Annotated in this window: 16 protein-coding genes; 5 read left to right on the forward strand and 11 right to left on the reverse strand. The window is 63.1% G+C overall.

Annotated features, from left to right (window positions below):
* Positions 1 to 167: 167 nt before the first annotated feature.
* Entirely contained in the window at positions 168 to 1,733 is a 1,566-nt protein-coding gene (locus tag DNX69_RS07320; RefSeq protein ID WP_110785356.1) for a DegQ family serine endoprotease, read from the reverse strand.
* Between the two features lie 353 nt (positions 1,734 to 2,086).
* Here DNX69_RS07320 and DNX69_RS07325 point away from each other — a divergent pair, with 353 nt between their 5' ends.
* The 5 genes from DNX69_RS07325 to DNX69_RS07345 all read left to right on the forward strand — a co-directional run bounded on the left by DNX69_RS07325 (position 2,087) and on the right by DNX69_RS07345 (position 6,538).
* On the forward strand, positions 2,087 to 2,995 hold the full coding sequence (locus tag DNX69_RS07325; RefSeq protein ID WP_110785357.1) for a 2Fe-2S iron-sulfur cluster-binding protein: 909 nt from the start codon (positions 2,087 to 2,089) through the stop codon (positions 2,993 to 2,995).
* 53 nt (positions 2,996 to 3,048) lie between these two features.
* Positions 3,049 to 3,537, forward strand: a complete 489-nt coding sequence (locus DNX69_RS07330; protein WP_013503258.1) for a ferritin-like domain-containing protein — start codon at positions 3,049 to 3,051, stop codon at positions 3,535 to 3,537.
* Between the two features lie 270 nt (positions 3,538 to 3,807).
* Positions 3,808 to 5,046, forward strand: coding sequence for a GTP-binding protein (locus tag DNX69_RS07335; RefSeq protein WP_110785358.1), 1,239 nt, complete (start codon positions 3,808 to 3,810; stop codon positions 5,044 to 5,046).
* A 117-nt stretch (positions 5,047 to 5,163) separates the two neighbouring features.
* The gene (locus DNX69_RS07340) at positions 5,164 to 6,186 is read left to right on the forward strand and encodes a formamidase (protein ID WP_110785359.1); all 1,023 of its coding nucleotides are present in this window, start codon (positions 5,164 to 5,166) and stop codon (positions 6,184 to 6,186) included.
* Between the two features lie 76 nt (positions 6,187 to 6,262).
* Positions 6,263 to 6,538: a hypothetical protein gene (locus DNX69_RS07345; RefSeq protein ID WP_110785360.1), complete on the forward strand. Its 276-nt coding sequence runs from the start codon at positions 6,263 to 6,265 to the stop codon at positions 6,536 to 6,538.
* Positions 6,539 to 7,065: 527 nt separating this feature from the next.
* Here DNX69_RS07345 and DNX69_RS07350 read toward each other — a convergent pair.
* The 10 genes from DNX69_RS07350 to DNX69_RS07395 form a co-directional block, all read right to left on the reverse strand.
* Entirely contained in the window at positions 7,066 to 7,581 is a 516-nt protein-coding gene (locus tag DNX69_RS07350; RefSeq protein WP_110785361.1) for a hypothetical protein, read from the reverse strand.
* Positions 7,582 to 7,643: 62 nt separating this feature from the next.
* Entirely contained in the window at positions 7,644 to 12,086 is a 4,443-nt protein-coding gene (locus DNX69_RS07355) for an RHS repeat-associated core domain-containing protein (protein WP_110785362.1), read from the reverse strand.
* Between the two features lie 56 nt (positions 12,087 to 12,142).
* Entirely contained in the window at positions 12,143 to 12,622 is a 480-nt protein-coding gene (locus tag DNX69_RS07360) for a transposase (RefSeq protein ID WP_110785363.1), read from the reverse strand.
* 324 nt (positions 12,623 to 12,946) lie between these two features.
* Positions 12,947 to 13,252 carry a hypothetical protein gene (locus tag DNX69_RS07365; protein WP_110785364.1) on the reverse strand — a complete coding sequence of 102 codons (306 nt, stop codon included), beginning with the start codon at positions 13,250 to 13,252 and terminating at the stop codon, positions 12,947 to 12,949.
* 117 nt (positions 13,253 to 13,369) lie between these two features.
* Positions 13,370 to 13,849 (reverse strand): cytochrome c-type biogenesis protein, encoded by a 480-nt coding sequence (locus DNX69_RS07370; RefSeq protein ID WP_110785434.1) that lies wholly within the window; start codon positions 13,847 to 13,849, stop codon positions 13,370 to 13,372.
* A 13-nt stretch (positions 13,850 to 13,862) separates the two neighbouring features.
* Positions 13,863 to 15,845, reverse strand: coding sequence for a heme lyase CcmF/NrfE family subunit (locus DNX69_RS07375; RefSeq protein WP_110785365.1), 1,983 nt, complete (start codon positions 15,843 to 15,845; stop codon positions 13,863 to 13,865).
* Positions 15,842 to 16,345, reverse strand: a complete 504-nt coding sequence (ccmE, locus tag DNX69_RS07380) for a cytochrome c maturation protein CcmE (protein ID WP_110785366.1) — start codon at positions 16,343 to 16,345, stop codon at positions 15,842 to 15,844. Before ccmE ends, DNX69_RS07375 begins: the two co-directional genes overlap by 4 nt.
* Positions 16,346 to 16,458: 113 nt before the next feature.
* Positions 16,459 to 17,565 carry a c-type cytochrome biogenesis protein CcmI gene (ccmI, locus tag DNX69_RS07385; protein WP_110785367.1) on the reverse strand — a complete coding sequence of 369 codons (1,107 nt, stop codon included), beginning with the start codon at positions 17,563 to 17,565 and terminating at the stop codon, positions 16,459 to 16,461.
* A gap of 162 nt (positions 17,566 to 17,727) precedes the next feature.
* The gene (locus DNX69_RS07390) at positions 17,728 to 19,131 is read right to left on the reverse strand and encodes a hypothetical protein (RefSeq protein ID WP_110785368.1); all 1,404 of its coding nucleotides are present in this window, start codon (positions 19,129 to 19,131) and stop codon (positions 17,728 to 17,730) included.
* A 217-nt stretch (positions 19,132 to 19,348) separates the two neighbouring features.
* On the reverse strand, positions 19,349 to 19,813 hold the full coding sequence (locus tag DNX69_RS07395; protein WP_110785369.1) for an RT0821/Lpp0805 family surface protein: 465 nt from the start codon (positions 19,811 to 19,813) through the stop codon (positions 19,349 to 19,351).
* Between the last annotated feature and the right edge of the window lie 103 nt (positions 19,814 to 19,916).

The following is a 19,916-nucleotide window of genomic DNA, read 5'->3' on the forward strand; positions in this document are numbered from 1 at the left end:
GGGACTCCACCGCCCGCCTAAACCTTCCGACGGAGGGGGGCTGAACTCCTAACGGAAGGTGTAAGACGGGGACGAGCGGGTTACGACCCGTCCCCGGGACAGTGCCGTCGGCTGGGGGCGACGATTGCCGGCGACACTCTCCAATTCTGTCGTCATCGCTGGGCCGATCAGCCCTTGGCGATCGGAACCGCCACGAAGCGAGACGACCCGCCGCTGCGGATCCGCATCAGCACGCTGTTCTTGCTGTCCTTCTTGGCCGAGGCGAGCGCGTCACGAACGTCACCCGGGTTCGACACGTTCTTGCCCGCGACTTCGAGGATGACGTCGCCTTCCTTGAAGCCGCGATCGGCGGCGGCGCTCTTCGGATCGACGTCGGTCACCACCACGCCTTCCTTGCCGGCGCCGGCGACCGAGCCGGCAGGCGCCAGCGTCAGCCCGAGCTTCGGCAGGTCGAGCCCTTGGTTGGAGCCGCTGTCGCCGCGATCGGAATTGCTGGCCTCGATCTTGTTCGGCAATTCGCCGAGCGTCAGCGTCAGCTCACGATCCTTGCCCTTGTGGAACACGGTCAGCTTCACCGAGTGGCCCGGCGCGAACGCGCCGATCGTGCGCGCCAGCTCGCGGGCGTCCTTCACCGGGGTGCCGTCGACCGCGGTGATCACGTCACCGGATTCGATGCCGGCCTTCGCTGCCGGGCTACCCGATTGCGGCTCGGCGACCAGCGCGCCTTCGGGCTTCTTCAGGCCCAGGCTGTCGGCGATCTCCGGCGTCACCGGCTGAACCTGGACGCCGATCCAGCCGCGGCTGACCGAGCCCTTGTCCTTGAGCTGCTCGACCACCGCCTTCACGGTGTTGGCCGGGATCGAGAACGCGATGCCGATGCTGCCGCCCGACGGCGAGTAGATCGCGGTGTTGACGCCGACCACTTCGCCGTTGGTGTTGAACGCCGGACCACCCGAATTGCCCTTGTTCACCGGCGCATCGATCTGGATGAAGTCGTCGTACGGACCATTGCCGATGTCGCGGCCCATCGCCGAAACGATGCCGGCCGTCACCGTTCCGCCGAGGCCGAACGGATTGCCGACCGCCAGTACCCAATCGCCGATCCGCGGCTTGCCGTCCGACAGCTTGGCGAACGGGAAATTCGAACCGCCCTCGACCTTGATCAGCGCCAGGTCCGTGCGCGGATCGGTGCCGATCACCTTGGCCTTGTGAGTCTTGCCGTCGTCGGTGGTGACTTCGACCTTGTCGGCGCCCTCGACCACATGGTTGTTAGTCACCGCATAGCCGTCGGCGGAGATGAAGAAACCCGAGCCTTGGCCGGTGATCATGCCGCCGCCGCGATGGCCGCGCAGGCCGGGCGGCATCTCACCGCCGAAGCGGCGGAAGAACCGTTCCATCGGCGAGCCGGGCGGGAACGAGAAGTCCTCGCGGTCTTCGTTCTTGGCCATCTTGTCGGCGATGTTGACCTTCACCGAAATCACCGAGGGCTTCACCTTGTCGACGATGTCGGCGAAGCCGACCGGCTGCTGCGCCGGCTGCACATTGGCGCCGACCTGCTGCGCATGCGCCGGGGTCGTGATCAGATCGAACGACCCGTGGCCGAGCCCATAGGCGCCCGCCCCGAGACCGGCGACGACCGAGGCCATCAGCGCGAATTTGCGCGCCGACAGCAGCGACCTGGACAACGGCCGGTGCGAAGACTGCGAGGACTGGACGGGACGGCGATCGTGCATTGAGAAAGTCTCCGAAGGTCGGTTGAAACTGGGATGCGAAACCTCCGCATCGTTGCTTCGGAAGATGGGCCTTTCCGCCTTACGGCGCTCTGGCGAGGGAATTAAACTTTTGTAATTTTGACGGTATTCGGCCGCGACGGATGGTCGCTTCCCGCCTTACCAAAACGCGCATTTTGTCGCCGTTCGTACATTCGTGTCGGGAATCCGATCCGCCTTTGGTCGCACCCCGCTCCTGCTGCGCCACTGCAACTAACTGAATTACTTAGTGATCACGCGTGGCCTGGTTCTTGCCAAGGCGCTGCCGGAGGGCGCCGGCACGGCGTCGATCAACCCTGATGACAGGAGAGTACGACGTGGCGAATATTACCTTCTCATCCCCGGTCATGGCGAAGGACGTGACCGTCTATGCGGTGGCGGGCGATCGCGGGACCATTCTGGCGGTGGCAAAATCGCACAGCATCCCGATTCCGTTCGACTGTCAGGACGGCGAATGCGGCTCCTGCCTGGTGCAGGTCGAGCACTTCAATCCCAAGGCGAAGTCGGCGGTGGCGCTGACCGAAAAGGAAAAGGAAGTGCTGCGCCAGCTCGGCAAGATCACCAAGGACGAAATCGTCGACGCCGAAGTCAACGACGTCCCGCCGCGCTATCGCCTCGCCTGCCAGTGCTTCGTCCGTAACGAAGACATCATGGTCCGCTTCGAGGGCGACAAGACCAAGCCGCAACGCATGGCGGTGACGCCTGCCGCCGCGCACTACAAGGGCGGCATGGAGATCAACACCCTGCCGGAATTTTTCAGCTACGCCGCCAAGGTCGAGGAAGACGCCGCGCTGCACTACGACAGTCTCGCCAAGGCGATGGCGGATGCCGGCAACGCGCCGGTGGCGAAGCTGTTCGCGCAACTCGCCGAGTTCTCGCGGCTGCATCTGGCAGAAGTGAAGGCGCGTGCCGGCGCGATCGATGTGAGCAAGAACGTGCCGCCGGACTACGCGTGGCCCGATCATGCGACGCCGGAACGCGCCGCGGTGTGGGCGTCGGACACCACGCTGACCCGTCTCGGCGCGCTGAAGGCGGCGCTGCAGGGCGAGCGCCGCGGCTACGAGTTCTATCGCGCGGTCGAAGCCACCACTAAATCCCGCGAAGTCGCCGCGGCGGCCAAGGAGTTCGTCGGCGAAGAGGCCGAACACGTCCGTATTCTCGAGGCCTGGATCACCCAGGAAGAATGGTCGCTCAAGCACGCCGCCAAGGCTGCGGAGAACGCCTGACGACAGCGACGGCCGTCGCCGCTCCGGCGACGGCCGAACAAGGAGGAACGACGATGGAAACAGTCGAAGAGTTTCTGGCGCATTCGATCAAGCTGGAACAGGAAGCCGCGCTGCGGTTCGGTCAGCTCGCCGACGCGATGGATAGTTGCGGCAACAAGGAAGTCTCGAAGCTGTTCCGCCAGCTCGCGGACTACTCGCGGATGCATCAGGCCGACGCGCAGGCACGCGCCGGCTTCCGCGACATCCCGCAGATGGAGCCCGGCGATTTCAAATGGCCGGGCCTGGAAAGTCCGGAAGCCGCCGCGATTTGGGGTACCGATCCGTTCATCGGCCGCGATCTGGCGCTGCAGATCGCGCTGGAAGCGGAGACCGGCGCGTTCGACTGGTACAAGAACGTTCTCGACACCACCGACAACCCCGAGATCAAGATGCTGGCGAAGGAGTTCGTCGCCGAGGAAAGCGGCCACGTCGCCGAGCTGCACCGCTGGATCGCGCTGCATAAGGCCGGCAAGCCGCTGCCGATGGAAATCGTGCCGTTCTGAAGCCCGACGGCCCTGCCGCCGAGCCCGTTCCCGACAAACGCCGCGAGGCCGCCCGCGGCCTCGCTGACCGCCGGGATGCTGCGACAATCGGATGTGCGCCGCAGCTCCGGACCACGCGCCCCCGACGTCGGCTCGCGGATTGCGTCCTCAGCTACCGTCAATCGAGCGAATTGGGGATCAACCGCCCGCGGTTGTGCGGCTGTCCTTGACACTTCGCGGCGCGGCAACCTAAGAAATGCAACGTTATAACGTTACATCACGAGGTGAGCCGTGTCCAAGCCGCAAACATCAGACGATCGCCTTCCGGTCACGGTGCTGTCGGGCTTCCTCGGGTCCGGCAAGACCACCCTGCTCAATCATGTGCTCAACAACCGCGACGGCCGGCGGGTCGCGGTGATCGTCAACGACATGAGCGAGGTCAACATCGACGCCGATCTGGTGCGCGAGGAGACCGCGCTCAGTCGCTCCGAAGAGAAACTGGTCGAACTCACCAATGGCTGCATCTGCTGCACGCTGCGCGAGGATCTGCTGAACGAAGTGCGCCGCCTCGCCGACGAACGCCGGTTCGACTACCTGCTGATCGAAAGCACTGGCGTGTCCGAGCCGCTGCCGGTCGCCGCCACCTTCGAGTTTCGCCAGGAGGACGGCGAAAGCCTGTCCGATATCGCGCGGCTCGACGCCATGGTGACGGTGGTCGACACCGTCCACCTGCTCAAGGACTATTCGTCGACCGACTTTCTCGCCGATCGCGGCGAGACCGCGGGCGAAGGCGACGGGCGCACCCTGGTCAACCTGCTGGTCGAGCAGATCGAGTTCGCCGATATCGTCATCATGAACAAGGTGTCGGACGCCACGCCGGCGCAGCGCGAGGCCGCGCGTGCCATCATCCGCGCGCTCAATCCCGACGCACGACTGATCGAGACCGATTACAGCCAGGTGTCACCCGACGAGATCTTCGACACCGGCCTGTTCGATTTCGAGCGCGCCCATCAACACCCGATGTGGTTCAAGGAGCTGTACGGATTTGCCGACCACGTTCCGGAAGACGCCGAATACGGCGTCACCAGCTTCGTCTGGAACGCGCGCCGGCCATTGATCCCGGAACGCTTCAACGAATTCCTGCAGACTCCCCTGCCCGGCGTCATTCGTGCCAAGGGACATTTCTGGCTGGCGACGCGCCCCGACTGGGTCGGCGAGTTCAGCCTCGCCGGTGCGGTGGCCACTGCCAAACCGCTCGGGTTCTGGTGGGCCGCTGTGCCGCTGTCGCGCTGGCCGTCGGACCCAGTCGTGCAGGCCGAGGCCAAGGCCAAATTCGATCCGGTCTACGGCGACCGGCGCCAACAGATCGTGTTCATCGGCATGCTCGGGACGATGAACCGGGACCGCATCACCACCATGCTGGAGCGCTGCCTGGTGGATCCCGCAGACGCCGAGACGTACGACCTGAACCGCTATCGTCACCTGCCCGATCCGTTTCCGGGATGGCGCCGCGTCACCGATGCCGCTTGATCCGCGACCGCGTCGGCCTGCTGAAGATGACGAAGTCGCATACGTAGAACGACGTATTCGCCCGCAGCTCACTTGGCCCCATAAACGTTACGTTATAACGTTACATGGAGCCAAGTGATGGCAAGTACCGGAAGCGTCAGCGCGTGGGACGAGGCTCTGCTCGTCGCCATGATCCAATATCCCGTGCCGGTGGTGAGCGGGCCGGAGGATATCCAAACCCAGGTCAAGCAGATCTGCCGCGCGGTCGACACCACCAAAGCCGGCTACCCCGATCTGGATCTGATCGTTTTCCCCGAATACTCGACGCAGGGGCTGAACACCGCGATCTGGACCTATGACGAGATGCTGCTCACCGTCGACTCGCCGGAGATCGGCGCGTTCAAGCAGGCGTGCAAGCGCAACAAGGTCTGGGGCGTGTTCTCGCTGATGGAGAAGAACGACGATCCGAAGTTGCCGCCGTTCAACACCGCGATCATCATCAACGCCGACGGCGAACTGGCGCTGCACTATCGCAAGCTGCAACCGTGGGTGCCGATCGAGCCGTGGTCGCCGGGCAATTACGGCATGCCGGTGTGCGACGGTCCGAAGGGATCCAAGCTCGCGGTCTGCATCTGCCACGACGGCATGTTCCCGGAGCTGGCGCGCGAGGCCGCCTACAAGGGCGCCAACGTCTATATCCGCATTTCCGGCTACTCGACCCAGGTCAACGATCAGTGGATCTGGACCAACCGCACCAACGCCTGGCAGAACCTGATGTACACCATCTCGGTGAACCTGGCCGGCTACGACGGCGTGTTCTATTACTTCGGCGAAGGCACGGTATGCAATTACGACGGCAACGTCATCCAGCAGGGCCACCGCAATCCCTGGGAGATCGTCACCGCCGAGCTGTTCCCCCGCCTGGTCGACAAGTCGCGCGAGAACTGGGCGCTGGAAAACAACATCTTCAATCTCGGCTGCCGCGCTTATGTCGGCAAGCCGGGCGGCGAAAAGGCGAACTACCTGACCTGGGTGCAGGACCTCGCCGAAGGCAACTACAAGCTTCCCTGGGACGACAAGATCAAGGTCCGCGACGGCTGGAAGTATTATCCGGACGGCGTCAAGCTCGGTCCGATGCCGAAGCCGATCGCGGCGGAGTAGCTCCCACCGATCTCGTCACCCCAAGGAAGACCCGGCCGCTCCGGCGGCCGGGTTCTACAACGAGGAGACGACGCCGATGCCGGACGATCTCGACACGCTTCGCGACGAGCTGCGGCTGCTACGCGCCCATGCGGCGGCGCAGGATCTGATCATCGCCGCGATCGCCGCGCATCTGCAGGCGGTCACCCTGCCCGGTTTTCTCGCCGCGGCCTTCGACAGCGCCGCCGCCACGGCGTCGTGCATGAACTGCCGCGGTCCGGAGGATATCCGGCCTCAGACCTTGGCGCACATCGAGCGGATGCGAAGCGCATTCGATGCGGCCACGCAAACCTCGCGGCATTCGACCAACTGATCGGCGTGAACTCCGGCACAACGTCCCACGCTTGCGTTTGGCCGGGATCGCTCGTGGACTGGATCAGCGCGGGCAGAGACGGCGCAATATGCTTCGCTATTGCGCCCTACGGGCTGTTGTCGTTGGAGGCATACAGCAGCGTCCCTCTCGTTGCGTGCTGCCGTCATTCAAGACGCCTCAGTGAACGAGAGAGACATGAAGGCGGACAACAAGTCGCCAAGCTAGTCGCACGACGCCGTCCCATCACCGCGCCACCGTCAGCCAATTCCCCTCTCTGTACAGACCGCGCAGTACGCTTCGCTATTGCACCCTACGCGCTGACCGAACTGCGCGAGGCCACCGATGGCCTCGCGCCCAATCTGCTGCGACGTGACCGCAACCTCGTCAGGCGGATCAGCGCAGCATCATCCGCCGCGCGGGGCAGAGACGGCGCAATACGCTTCGCTATTGCGCCTTACTTGCGCGAAGGGCATTTCCGAGTCGAAGGACGTCGCCCCCCGCTTCAAATTCCTCCAGCTCAAAAATACTTAAGTGAGAGTCTTCTCACTATGTGGGTCCCGGTACTTAGTGACGAATATCCTGACTATAAGATATAGCGCATAGGGAACTGTTCCCAAGCGCCGGAGAATACCCAACGTACTTGACCGCCACAGAAAAAATTCCGACACGATGTGCCCAAGCTCGGCTCCTCTTCTCAAATAATCCAATTGGTTCTTTTTGCTGCCTTCCGTCAGGCCTTGGCCAATCACCTCCGACATCAGAAAACACGAAGGCGCATATCCGTTATCGCAATCCGCCAAAATCTTCTCGTACACATTTCTTTGCTTAAGGAGGATCGCTATTTTGGCGGCATAGAATCGTGCACGCTCAGGCTCGACCTCTTCCGCCTGCTCAAGCAGAGAATAGCATTTTCCAATATCACGAGACACTCTTTCTCCCAGAAAGTACTCCCAAGCTAACGATATGGCGGCGCGAGGATCTCCTGCCCGAGCGCTCTCCATGAGACTCTGAATTTCAGGCAGATTCATTTTCTGCGCATTCATACAATCACCCTCGTAAAGACATCAGCCAACCCAAACGATCTAGCTTTCTGAGACTCTTTGAACTACGGTAGTCCGCCATTTGAGCCTTCCTGCTTCTTCGGCGGAACTGGCGGTCGCGGCTTCACTTCTCTGACGATCGGCGGTGGCGGCGGTGGCCGCCGCGTAGTGACTTTTTGGCCTGTCAATACTTGCCACGCAACAAAACACGCTTCGATAAATTTCGCCACCGCCTGTCTTGACAATCTTGTGCCATCTGGATCCACCCACATTGTCGGCATCGATGTGGCATATTGATACACGCTCGGACCGTCCACAAATTCTGGCAGCTCAGCTCCACTTTTATCCATAACGTTACCGACCGGCAGTATAGCTAAAGCGAGCCGCGACCCACCTTCGCCTACTTCTCCAAGTAATTGCGATCCACCCAAGTTGCCCGGACGTGCAGTGAGCACATCTCTCAGCGAATCCGGCTGCGTATATCTCCCCAGCGTCGGGTCATAATGCCGATGCCAATTGTAGTGCAGCCCGGACTCCACCAGGTAGTACTGCCCCGGGAAGCGCAGATTGTTGCTGGCGCTGCCGGTGATCGTGCGGATCTCGCCGTAGGGCCAGTAATAGGCGTCCCACACCACCGCCTGGCTGGCGTCGGTCATCTTGGTCGGGCGGTTGAGGTGGTCTGGGTGAACGAACCACTGCTTCGGCGTGCCGGTGTCGAGGTCGGCGAACAGCGCCAGTGGCAGATCGTCGATCCAGACATATTCGCGCTGGGTGGTGCCGGTGCCGCTGGCCTCGGCCAGCAGCCGCCCAGCACGGTCGTAGACATAGTGCGTGGTGGCGGACGGCGTCATGTTCTGCGTCGTCCGCACCGCCATCCGTTCCAGCCCGTCATAGGCATAGTCGGCCTTGACCGTCGTGCCGACCGTCAGCCGGTCGAGCCGGCCGCGGTTGTTGTAGCGATAGGTGTACGAGGTGGAGCCCCGGACGTCGGTGACGATGTTGCCGGCGCCGTCATGGGTGATGGTGCGCAGCGTCGTCGAGCCCTGGGCGACGCCAGCGATCCGGTTGGTGTTGTAGGGATACTGCAGCGTCTTGGTCGTCGTCGTGCTGCCGTCGTTGAAGATGTCCGCCGTCCGGTTGCCGACGCCATCCTGCCAATAGGTCAGCTCGCCCCAATCCGCGTAGGTGTTCTGGAGCCGTTGATTGGGTGTATAGACGTAATTCTCGGTGCGGACCGTATCCTTGCTGTCCCAGATATTGGTGATGCTGAAGTCGCCGTTCCAATAGGTGTAGGACCGGTTGATCACCGAATTCGAGCCCTGTTCGACGATCAAGGTGTTGGGGTTGTAGTCCTTGGTAAACGTCTTCCACAGGACCAGACCGTTACCGTAGGTCAGGCTCTGCAACGGCCCGAACGGCTGATACGCCACGTTCGACGCGAGCGTCACCAGCGAACTCGACGGGGACGCCTTGGTCGTGACGCCCGTGACCAGCCCGGTTGCATCCCGGCTGTAGCTAACGGTGCGGCCGGAGGGATACGTGATCTCCGTCACATTGCCGTCGAGGTCGTAAGTGTATCCGACAGTGTAGACGACGGTGCCCGTGGTCTTGCGCTCCTGGGTGACCTGCCCCAGGGCGTTGTAGATCCACGCGATACTGCCGCTGGCATCCTGGATCGCGGTGACGCGCCCCTTGCCCTTGTTGCCGCTGGCGGTGGCGTCCCAGGTGTATGTGACATTCTCGCCCGTTGCAGCCGGATATTGCTTGGTCAGCAGCCGGCCTGCGTCGTCGTAAGTCAGGTTGGCGACGACACCGCGCCCGTCCGTGATCTGGGTCGGCTTGCCAAGAGCATTGTAGACATACACCGTCGTCCCAGAGTCCGGGCTCACCCGCTGGATGACGTCGCCGAACCCGCTACGGACAAAGGTCGTATTGAGCGACCGTGGATCCCTGTAATTGGTGATCTCGTCCTTGCCGTTGCGCGTGAGCGTGACGACGTTGCTGTCCTCGTCGGACGTGCTGATCAACCGATTGACCGAGTCGTAGCTCCAGCCGAAGATGTTGGACCGGGGGTCCGTAACCGACACGCGATTGCCGGTCTTGTCGTAGCCGTGCGTCCACGTCTGGTTCGACGCTCCGATGAATCTGAGCAGCCGCCCCAACTCGTCGAACACGGCGGTCTGGGAGAATTGAAGCGTGCCCCCCGAGTCCTTGATCCGACGCGCCGTGACGTTGCCGAGCTTGTCACGGTCGTACTCGGCATACGACCCGTTGTTGTCCTCGACCTTGATGACGCGACGCCCCGAATCATACGTGTACTGCAGAAAGGCACCGTTCGGACGCGCAATCTTGGTGATGTCGCCGACGACATTGTAGTCGATTGCCGTGACAGCCGCGAGGCCGCCGACGTCGACCGTCATCGTCTTGAGCCGCCCTTCCGAATCGTAGGTCAACCCGGTCTGAACGTTGTTCGGATCGACAACCGTGGTCGGCAGTCCACGACCATCGACCGAGCTGACCGTCGTAACGTGCCCCACCTCGTTCGTGACGGTGGCGAGATAACCGGATGTCGAATACGTGTAAGTCGTCGTGTCTCCGGTCCCTGCCAGCGGCCCATCGACAGTTAAGAGCGCTCCGTGCGGATCGTAGGTGAACGTGGTCACACGGGTCTGGCCGTTGGTCGAATACGGAACAGTCTGTGAGGTCGTATCGGTCTCCGTGATCTGCGTCAGCTGTCCCGACGTATTCCAGGAATAATCGGTTGTCAGTCCCGATTGAACGATTTGAGCCGGGACATTGAGCGTCGTATGCCAAGTGATGCCTGTGGTCTTGGCGCTTGGTGTCCCGTAGCCCTCGACGATCGCTGTTGGCCGCCCCTTGGCATCCCTGGTATAAGACGTTACTCGACCTTCTTCGTCCGTACTCGTCGCAATGAAATACCGGCTCGAATTGTATGTGAAGGATCTTGCGCTGGCCGGGCAATTGGCACTCGCGTTGCCGTTGACCCCGGTCTGATAGACGGTCCACGCCCCAAAATGATAGTTGTAAGTCGCGCTCTTTCCGAGCGCGTTGGTGACCGTCCGCGACATCGAGGGCGCGACCGCTGATCCGTAGGCCAACGTCGTCTTGTCCGTTTCATCCGGACCGGTGCTCGTGGTGGCACGCCCACTCGCATCATATTCAACGGTCCAGCGACGCGTACCGCCGACGTCTTGAATTCCTGTCACCGCAAACGGATAGTCAGCATTCTCGTAGAGATACGTGGATGCATCCAACACGACGTTCGCCGCACTCTGGTGTTCAGCTTTCACGAGGCGATTGGAGAATTCACCAGACGTCGAGATCGAGTCATAGGTGTAATCGAGGTGCGTTCCATCGGGCAACGTGACGCGGTTGATAGCGATCGGCGCAACTCCGCCAGGTGCGCTCGCAGGCTTATAGTTCCACGCGAACTCGAGCACCTTGCCATACGGATCGGTGACGCTGACGAGCTCACCATATGTGCCGTATGCAAACGTCGTGACGTGACCGCCGCGCTTGGTCACGCTGATTGGTCGACCAATGACGTATTTGTTCGAACCGGGTTGCAGGAAGGTCTGAAAGACCCAGATATTGTCATCTCGGTCTTTTACTCGCCACTGAGTCGACGCTGATATCACACTGCTCCAGCTTGACGGCCATGTGCCAACGAACTCCAACGAGTAATCCGTTTGCGCGTAGGTCCCATAGCCCCAATGCTGCGCCTCGAACGCGCCTGTCGCGCTCTTTCGGAGAAACGGATAAGAGCCGCCCCCAGCGGTCTCAATCTCGACATTATCCGTATAGGCGACGTTGAGATGGAGTTCATGCTGAAAGGCAAACCGCCAATTGAATCCGAGTCCAAGCGGGTTCGCCGAAATCGTTCCGTTGATCGCACCCATATGGGGGCGGCTATTATACAATCGTGTCAACGACAGCGATCGGTCTGCCGTCTCGAAGTCCAGAACCGTGAAGATCTTGTTTCCGCTTGTGATATCGACTGGATGACCGGTACTAGCCGAAATATTCCCGCCATTGTTGTACCCGCCACACGCATCCCTGTCAGGAGTGGGTTGGTAATCCTCCTCACGAACACAGACACCCGGTAACGACCTCTTAAATCCCGACTCGCATTCATAGGACACTGGAGCTGGAGCCGGACTAAAGTACCAGTCCCATTCGCAATGTTTCGACCACCAATATTCCGTATCCGAGTAGCCATGAAAGTTGGCCGTTGGATTGTAAATCTGATGCTGAATTTGGCACGCTTCCATCGGAGAGCTGACGCAGGCTGTCCTTCCTGCGTCTCCAATGGTCGTACACCACCCCTTCGTGCCGGTCGCCGCCGCGCGGGCCGGAAGCTGGAGCAATGGCGCCACCACAATCAGGCTCCCGAGCGCGAAGGACAAACACCTTAACGCGATCCTATGCGGAAGAACGATCCGGCGAATTCGTAGGCGGGCTACAGACGTCTGCAAAATGTTCGTCATAGAATCCTATCCTCCACCTGCTGTAGTCGCATTCTTTCATCTAGAGCCGCTTCCCGTTAGTTCGAGCCGTAGCTGGCATGGGCGAAGAAGTTCGCACATTCGGTCGGCGTGAACTGCGAGATGGCTCCTGCGGTATCGGCTTCGATAAGTCCGCGGTGCATTCTTGCGGACGAGCGCCTTGAACTTGGCGAAGCCGTTTTAGATCGGGTTGAGATCGGGCGAGTAAGGCGCAGATAGAGCAGAGCGGCGCCGCGTTGTTCGATGGCTTGTCTGACGCCGATGACCTTGTGACCCGGCAGGTTGTCCATCATCACGACGTCACTTGGTTCGAGCGTCGGCGCCAGCATCGGTTCGATCCAGGTACGGGAGCATTCCCCGTTCATCGGTCCGTCGAGCAGCATCGGGGCGACGATGCCGCCCAGCGTCAGTCCGCCTACGAAGGTGATGGGCTTCCACTGGCCGTGCGGGACGGCGACGCGGCAGCGCGCCTTTCGGTGCCCACCGGCGAAGGCGCGCCATCTTGGTCGACAGACCACTTTCGTCGATGAAGATCAGATGCTGCGGGTCGAAGTCAGCTCGGCTCTAGAAGAACCACGCCTCTCGTGCCGCGTTCACATCGTCGCGCTGCTGCTCGCTGGCATGCGCGGATCAACGCTGTAAGGCTTGCCCATCGCGGCCTCCCGTTTGGCCATCGCCAACGGAATCAGCTTTTCCAGCCTAAAGGAATCCCCTCGACTCGGGCTTTGGGAAAGATGCTCTAGCTGCGAGTGTCGAGCTGTGGTTAGTGCGTATGCGCCGGTTGAGCAACTGACGGTCGGCGGAGCTAGGTTGTGGACTCAAACAGCGCGCCCGCCGCTCGCTCATCTGATAAGAACCTCGTCTGCCGACCTGACGAGAATGACACCGGCCGAGGATGCATAGTCATGAACTACATACTCTAAATTGTCGTAATGCTTGCGCGAAACTGAAACTATCCTCTCGACAGCCTCGACAGAGCGGCTGTTGATTTCCACCAGAACTGTCAGTTTCTTCTTGGCACCCTTTATAGTTTGAATTCCTTCGATTTCATCTTTTGCAGCATCGTCGACCGACTGCCGCATCGAAGCTTGTATGAAAAGCACATCCGACGAGAATTGCTCCCTCAGTGCCGAGTTTCCAGCAATCAACGATTGGTCGATGACATCGTCTGTTCGATGACATCGACGCAGTTGATCGCATCCAAATCAATTCCCTTCAGTATGTTGAAGGGAAGAGTTGTCCGCACTGGTTGAATCGTCAATACTTTACTCTGTCAGCAGCTTGTCCAGCCGCGCCTGCTCGTCGGCGCTGAGCGGCTTCGGCGCTTCGCTGCCGCGCGCGGCGTCGCGGCCGCGGCGGCGGGTGTGCAGCCACAGCCCGAAGCCGCCGCCGAACAGAACCAGCGGCGGCAGCAGCCACAGCAGCAGCGTGTGCAGCTCGAACCGCGGCTTCAGCAACACGAATTCGCCGTAGCGCGAGACGAGATAATCGATCACCTGCTTGTTGCTGTCGCCGGCCGCGATCCGCTCGCGCACCAAGAGGCGCAGATCCTTGGCCAGCGTCGCGTCGGAATCGTCGATCGACTGGTTCTGGCACACCATGCAGCGCAGCTCGCGCGACAGTTCGCGCGCCCGCGCTTCCTTCGCCGGATCGGCCATGACCTCGTCGGGCTGCACCGCATGCGCCAGCGGGGCGGCAATGACGGTTGCGCAAACGATCAACAGGGCGGCAAGTAGTTTCCGCATCGGTTTCTCCACCCTACTCCGCCGGCTGCAGCACGCGCGGCGCTTTGGCGGGCTTCGGCGCGCCGACGCGGAGCCGGCGATCGGACAGCGACAGCAGGCCGCCGAGCGCCATCAGGATCGGGCCGAGCCAGATCAACAGCACCATCGGCTTGTGATAGATCCGCACCGTCACCGCGCCCTGATCGTTGAGATCGCCGAGCGAGACGTAGAGCTGGCTGAAGCCGCGGGTCAGCAGCGCCGCCTCGGTGGTCGAGGAGCCGCGGGTGGTGAAGCTGCGCTTCGACGGCGCCATTCCGCCGATCAGCCGGCCGTTCTCGGTGACGGTGAACTGCGTCAGCAGTTCGCGGTAGTTCGGCCCCTGGCGCTGTGTGGCGCCTTCGAACTTGAACTCGTAACCGGCGAGCTTGGTGCTGTCGCCCGGCTTCATCGCGGCGATGTATTCGCTGTTCCAGGTGGTCTCGCAGACGATGCCGATCAGCGCCACGCCGAGGGCGGCATGGGCGAACATCGTGCCCCAGGCCGAACGCGGCAGGCCGGAGGCGCGGCGCAGCGAGATCGCCAGCGGAGCGCGGAACAGCGCGACGCGCTCGGCGATGTCGACCAGCGCGCCGACGATCACGAAGATCGCCAGCCCGATCGCCAGCGGCGCCAGCACCGCGCCGCCGCGGGTCCAGGCGTACACCAAGGCGACCGCCAGCAGCGCCACCACGCCGGCGGCGATCAGCCGCTGCGAGGCACCGATCAGATCGCCGCGCTTCCACGCCAGCAAAGGCCCGAACGGCACCGCGACCAGCAGCGGCACCATCAGCGGGCCGAAGGTGAGATTGAAGAACGGCGCGCCGACCGAGATCTTGTCGCCGGTCAGCACTTCCAGCGCCAGCGGATACAGCGTGCCGACGAACACCGTGGCGCAGGCGGTGGTGAGGAACAGATTATTCAGCACCAGTGCGCCTTCGCGCGAGATCGGCGCGAACAGACCGCCCTGCTTCAGCGACGACGCCCGCCAGGCGAACAGCGTCAGGCTGCCGCCGATGAAGATGCACAGGATCATCAGGATGAACACGCCGCGCGACGGATCGGTGGCGAAGGCGTGCACCGAAGTGAGCACGCCGGACCGGACCAGGAAGGTGCCGAGCAGCGACAGCGAGAACGTCAGGATCGACAGCAGGATGGTCCAGACCTTCAGCGCGTTGCGCTTCTCCATCACCAGCGCCGAATGCAACAGCGCGGTGCCGGCGAGCCACGGCATCAGCGAGGCGTTCTCGACCGGGTCCCAGAACCACCAGCCGCCCCAGCCGAGTTCGTAGTAGGCCCAGTACGAGCCCATCGCGATGCCGAGGGTGAGGAAGATCCAGGCGACCAGCGTCCACGGCCGCACCCAGCGCGCCCAGGCGGCGTCGAGCCGGCCTTCCATCAGCGCGGCGGCGGCGAACGAAAATGAAATCGAGAACCCGACATAGCCGAGATACAGCATCGGCGGATGCACCGCGAGGCCGATGTCCTGCAGCACCGGGTTGAGATCGCGGCCTTCCGCCGGCGCATTGGCGAGCCGCGCGAACGGGTTCGAAGTGATCAGGATGAACAGATAGAACGCGGTCGCGATCCAGCCCTGCACCGCCAGCACATGGGCGCGCAGCGACAGCGGCAGGTTGTTGCCGAACGCCGCGACCAGGCCGCCGAACAGCGCCAGGATCGCCACCCACAGCAGCATCGAGCCTTCGTGGTTTCCCCACACGCCGGTGATCTTGTAGAGCAGCGGCTTCATCGAATGGGAGTTCTCGTAGACGTTCGCCACCGAGAAGTCGGAAGTGACGTGCAGCCACACCAGCGCGGTGAACGACAGCCCGGCGAACAACAGCTGCACCAGCGCGGTCGAGCGCGCGACGTTCATCAGCGCGCCGTCATTGAGCCGGGCGCCGAGCAGCGGCACGGTGGACTGGATCAGCGCCAGAGCGAGCGCCAGGACGAGGGCATAGTGTCCGGCTTCGGCGATCATTTGCCGTTCTCCGCCGCGCTCGCCGAGGTCTGGCCGGACGTCGTTGAACCAGCCGGCTTGTTGCCGTAGTCGTCCTTCCAGTGACCGTCCTTCTTCAGGGCGTCGGCGACTTCCTTCGGCATGTACTTCTCGTCGTGCTTGGCGAGCACGGTGTCGGCTTCGAACACGCCGGCTTTGTCGAGCGAGCCTTCGGCGATCACGCCCTGCCCTTCGCGGAACAGGTCGGGCAGGATTCCCTTGTAGGCGACCGGCAGCGTGGCGTTGCCGTCGGTGACCTTGAACGACACCCGAAGCTGCTCGCCTCGCTGCAGCGAGCCGGGCTCGACCACGCCGCCGAGCCGGAACCGCTTGCCGGCCGCGATGTGCTGCTCGGCCACCATCTTCGGCGTCGAGAAGAACACGATGGAGTCGCGCATCGCGTTGAGCACCAGCCCAACAGCCACCACGAGCACTACGCCCGCGCCCCCGATCATCGCCAGTCGCCGCTGTTTACGCGTCATGGTCAGTTCGCCTCGGCGTCCTCTACCGGATCCTCACAGCGACGCGTCGCAGCGTCGCTCGAATTCTGTGGCTGACGAAGATGTCGAAAACCCGCATCGTTCGTGCCGCAACGTCAGCCGTCGAGCCCGAGGCCCTTGAAGCCGTCGTTGAGTTGCTTCAGTCGGTCGGGCTTGTCGGCCATCGCCTGGCGCGCTTCGGACTGCGCGTTCTTGGCCTTGTCGGTTTCGCCGAGCACCATATAGGCGCGTACCAGCCGCAGCCAGCCGTCGACGTCGTCGCCGTTCTGCTTCAGCTTGGCGGCGAGCTTGGCGACCATGCCCTGGATCATCGCGGCGCGGTCGGCTTCGCTCATGTTTTGCACGGCAGCGGCGGCGCCTTCCGGCAAGGCCGGCTGCTTGGCAGTGCCGTCGAGCCGCGCGAGCTCGGCCTGCAGCATAGGCCGCCACGGCGCGTCGGCCGGCGCCTTCTCCAGCATCGCGCGCCAGATCGTCGCGGCGTCCTTCGGCCGACCGTCCTGCTCGGCTGCAAGGCCGAGGTAGTAACGCGCCTTGGGTTCGTCGGGCTTGAGCGCGACGGCGCGCTCGAATTCGGTCTTGGCATCGGCCGTGACGACGCCGCCCGCCGCCGAGGTGAGCACCTCGCCGAGATCGGCGCGGCGATCGGCGGTCTCGCCGGCATAAGTGATCGCATTGCGATAGGCGCGTGCCGCATCGTCGAACCGGCCGGTCTTGGCCAGCACCGGGGCCAGCACGGTCCAGCCGCGACCGTCGGTCGGATTCTTCTCCAGATGCGACTCGACCTGCGCCACCAGATTGTCGAGCGGCTGCGAGTTCGCCGGCACCTTCGCGCGCTCCGCCAATGGGTCGTCGGGCAGCATCGGCGAGCCGAGCGGCAGATAGACCGCCAAAGCCAGCACCGGCAGCCCGAGCAGCGCCAGCAGCGCCACCGCGCGACGCGGCCCGCGCCTCGCGCTGGTCGGGGCGCTGCGTTCGGCCTCGGCGCTGGCAAGCAACCGGCGACCGATCTCCACCTTGGCGGCGGCGGCTTCGGACGCCCCGATCAGCCCGGTCGCGGCATCGCGGTCGACCTCGGCGAGCTGATCCTTGTAGACCGTGGCCTCGCTGCCCTCGCGCTGCGCCTGGACGTTACGTCCGAGCGGCCACAGCACGGCGAACACCGCCACGGCCGTCATCATCGCGAACACAAACCAGAGCGCCATTCGAGCGAGATTCCGGGTGAGGACTAAAGGGCCGCGGCACCGGCCCGGCGGGTCGAAAACCCGGGCGGGTTACACCATGGTCGGACGATAGCCGCAATTGACATTTGCGGCACCGGATAAGGCGCCGCAGGGGACGAAACTTGATTTGAATCAAAGGGGAGCCTAGCCCGCCCGCGCCGCCGGCTTGCGTTCCACCACCACCATGGCGTTTTCGACCGCGCGACTCATCAGCGAGGCGTAATCGTGACCGAACAGCACCTCGCAGAACCGAACCGCGGCCTCGGCCTGCTCGTGGCGGAACGGCTTGACCCGCGGATCGGAGCCGCGCAGCGACTGCACCAGCGCTTCGGTGGATTTTTCGACGTATTGCTGCAGCTCGGAATAGGTCCGCAGCGTCACTTCATTGATCGCCAGCTCGCTGGCATAAGTCCGGCACACCGCGACGAAATCGATCAGCGCCGCGGTTTCGTCGACCTCGATCTGGTCCAGCCTGGCGCCCGCGGTGATGTCCTTGTCCGGGCGCTGGCGCAGCAGCCGGCGGACTCGGCCCGGAACGCTCTCGATCTCCGATTTCACCGCGTTGGAGATCTCGACACGGATCGTCGCCAGCTGCTTGCCCCAGGTCGAATCGCTACGGATGTCGAGCTCGGTGCGCAGGCCGCGGACGCCGTCGTGAATCACTTTGAGGTTTTCGGCGACGTTGCCGTAATGACCGCGGCGAATGTCCTCGCGCATGTCGACGGTGAGCCGGGCCAGATCCTGGATCGCCATGGTGACGGCGACCGCATAGGGCGTGGCTGCGACCTTGATCTCGTCGTCGGAGCCCGCGACCTTGATCGCCAGCCGGACGATCTGCCACGGCTGGTTGAGGTGACCGAGGATCAGCGTCAGGGCGAATGGCAGCAGGATCGGCGTCTGCAGCGCCGGCACGTTGAGCGCGGCGATCATCGAATTGACCTGGCTGTCGCCGAACACCCGCAGGTTGCTGGAGAGCTTGCCGTTGAAGGTGTCGATCGCCTCGCGGTTCTTCAGCACAGATCCGATCGGTACCAGATCCTCGACCGCCGACGGCGGTCCGACCCGCGACATCGCGCGCTGGCGATCGACGCCCGGTTCGGGATTGGTCAGCCGATCGATCGCGGCCGCCGCGCTCTGCTGCAGCTTGCGGACGTGCTGCTCGATTTGGGAAGCCGGCGCATGGCGCAGGCTGATCAGCGCAGCCTCGAACTCTCGGATCTGGTCGGGCATGCCCTCGCGCTCGAGCCACTGCCACACCGAGGTCAGCGACGAGCGCCGGATCTGCCCTGGCCGCGGGGTCTCCTTGGCGTCGATCAGGAACGGTTCCATCACCCGGAACATCAGCCGGGCCGGATCATCGGTTCGCGGCCGGGTATCGTCGTCGGAACCGCGGACGATCTTGCGCAACTCCTCCAGCACGAAACTGGCCACCGCGACATCGTCACCGCGTTCGAGCGCGCGCTCGAATTCCCGCATGAGCAGCGCTTGGGACTGCGGCGGGAGCTGGGAGAGATAGTCTCTCAGCCGTTCGGTGGATGTCTGGCTCATGCGCCTAATGGGTTGCGGGCTGTCGCACGCTTATGATCGCGCACCAGATCAATGGTGCGCGTCACGCCGCGACGCTGTCTCCAGAGATAGCCACGGCGAGATTAAGAAGGGGTTGAGGAGACCGCTGAAACGGCCGAATTCAGGTTCTGCCGCAACTGTAGATGCGGTCGATAACACACTGGAAACGATAGACTTCCAGCATGGGACGGGCGTTACATCAGCCCTGCGCCGTCCACGGCGCGCTGTCGTCGGCGCGGCAGGCGGTGCCGCGCGAGATCTCGATCTGCTGACCGATCGTCACCGCATGGGAGAAGCCGCGGCAGGTCGAGCCCTGCTTCAAATAAGCCGGCCCCGGCACGACATTGCCGTAGCGGCCGGAGGCGGCGTTTTTCCAAGAAACCGGCGCACCGGATTCGCCGCGTTCGAGCGCCTCCAGCTCTGCCGCATAGGCCAGCCGGCGGTCTTCGGCATTGAGCAGCGCGCCGATTTTCGGCCCGATCAGGCCGCCCATCGCGGCGGCATCGACCGCGGCGCTGCCGTCGTTGCGGCCGAAATCCGAGGTTGCGGTGCTGGTGAAGGAATCCACCCGGGCCACCAGCCCGGACGTGCGATCGCACCCGGCCAGCGCCAGCGCGCCGGCGAGCAGCAACAGCGGCTTCACCCCCCAAGACGTCATGGTCATCCCCAACGGCTCCCCGAAGGCCAACAGCCTACATCCATAACCGTTAAGGAAAACAAGATGCAAATCTTGGCAGCGCTGTGGCAGACGCCGACTCGTTATGCCG

This window comes from Rhodopseudomonas palustris (assembly GCF_003226555.1).
GTDB lineage: Bacteria > Pseudomonadota > Alphaproteobacteria > Rhizobiales > Xanthobacteraceae > Rhodopseudomonas > Rhodopseudomonas palustris_I.

What these genes read in the sequence shown, in the direction of transcription:
- DNX69_RS07320 (WP_110785356.1), bottom strand. Translation starts at nt 1,733, where the DNA reads ATGCACGATCGCCGTCCCGTCCAGTCCTCGCAGTCTTCGCACCGGCCG.
- DNX69_RS07330 (WP_013503258.1), top strand. Translation starts at nt 3,049, where the DNA reads ATGGAAACAGTCGAAGAGTTTCTGGCGCATTCGATCAAGCTGGAACAG.
- DNX69_RS07340 (WP_110785359.1), top strand. Translation starts at nt 5,164, where the DNA reads ATGGCAAGTACCGGAAGCGTCAGCGCGTGGGACGAGGCTCTGCTCGTC.
- DNX69_RS07345 (WP_110785360.1), top strand. Translation starts at nt 6,263, where the DNA reads ATGCCGGACGATCTCGACACGCTTCGCGACGAGCTGCGGCTGCTACGC.
- DNX69_RS07350 (WP_110785361.1), bottom strand. Translation starts at nt 7,581, where the DNA reads ATGAATGCGCAGAAAATGAATCTGCCTGAAATTCAGAGTCTCATGGAG.
- DNX69_RS07355 (WP_110785362.1), bottom strand. Translation starts at nt 12,086, where the DNA reads ATGACGAACATTTTGCAGACGTCTGTAGCCCGCCTACGAATTCGCCGG.
- DNX69_RS07370 (WP_110785434.1), bottom strand. Translation starts at nt 13,849, where the DNA reads ATGCGGAAACTACTTGCCGCCCTGTTGATCGTTTGCGCAACCGTCATT.
- DNX69_RS07375 (WP_110785365.1), bottom strand. Translation starts at nt 15,845, where the DNA reads ATGATCGCCGAAGCCGGACACTATGCCCTCGTCCTGGCGCTCGCTCTG.
- ccmE (WP_110785366.1), bottom strand. Translation starts at nt 16,345, where the DNA reads ATGACGCGTAAACAGCGGCGACTGGCGATGATCGGGGGCGCGGGCGTA.
- ccmI (WP_110785367.1), bottom strand. Translation starts at nt 17,565, where the DNA reads ATGGCGCTCTGGTTTGTGTTCGCGATGATGACGGCCGTGGCGGTGTTC.
- DNX69_RS07390 (WP_110785368.1), bottom strand. Translation starts at nt 19,131, where the DNA reads ATGAGCCAGACATCCACCGAACGGCTGAGAGACTATCTCTCCCAGCTC.
- DNX69_RS07395 (WP_110785369.1), bottom strand. Translation starts at nt 19,813, where the DNA reads ATGACCATGACGTCTTGGGGGGTGAAGCCGCTGTTGCTGCTCGCCGGC.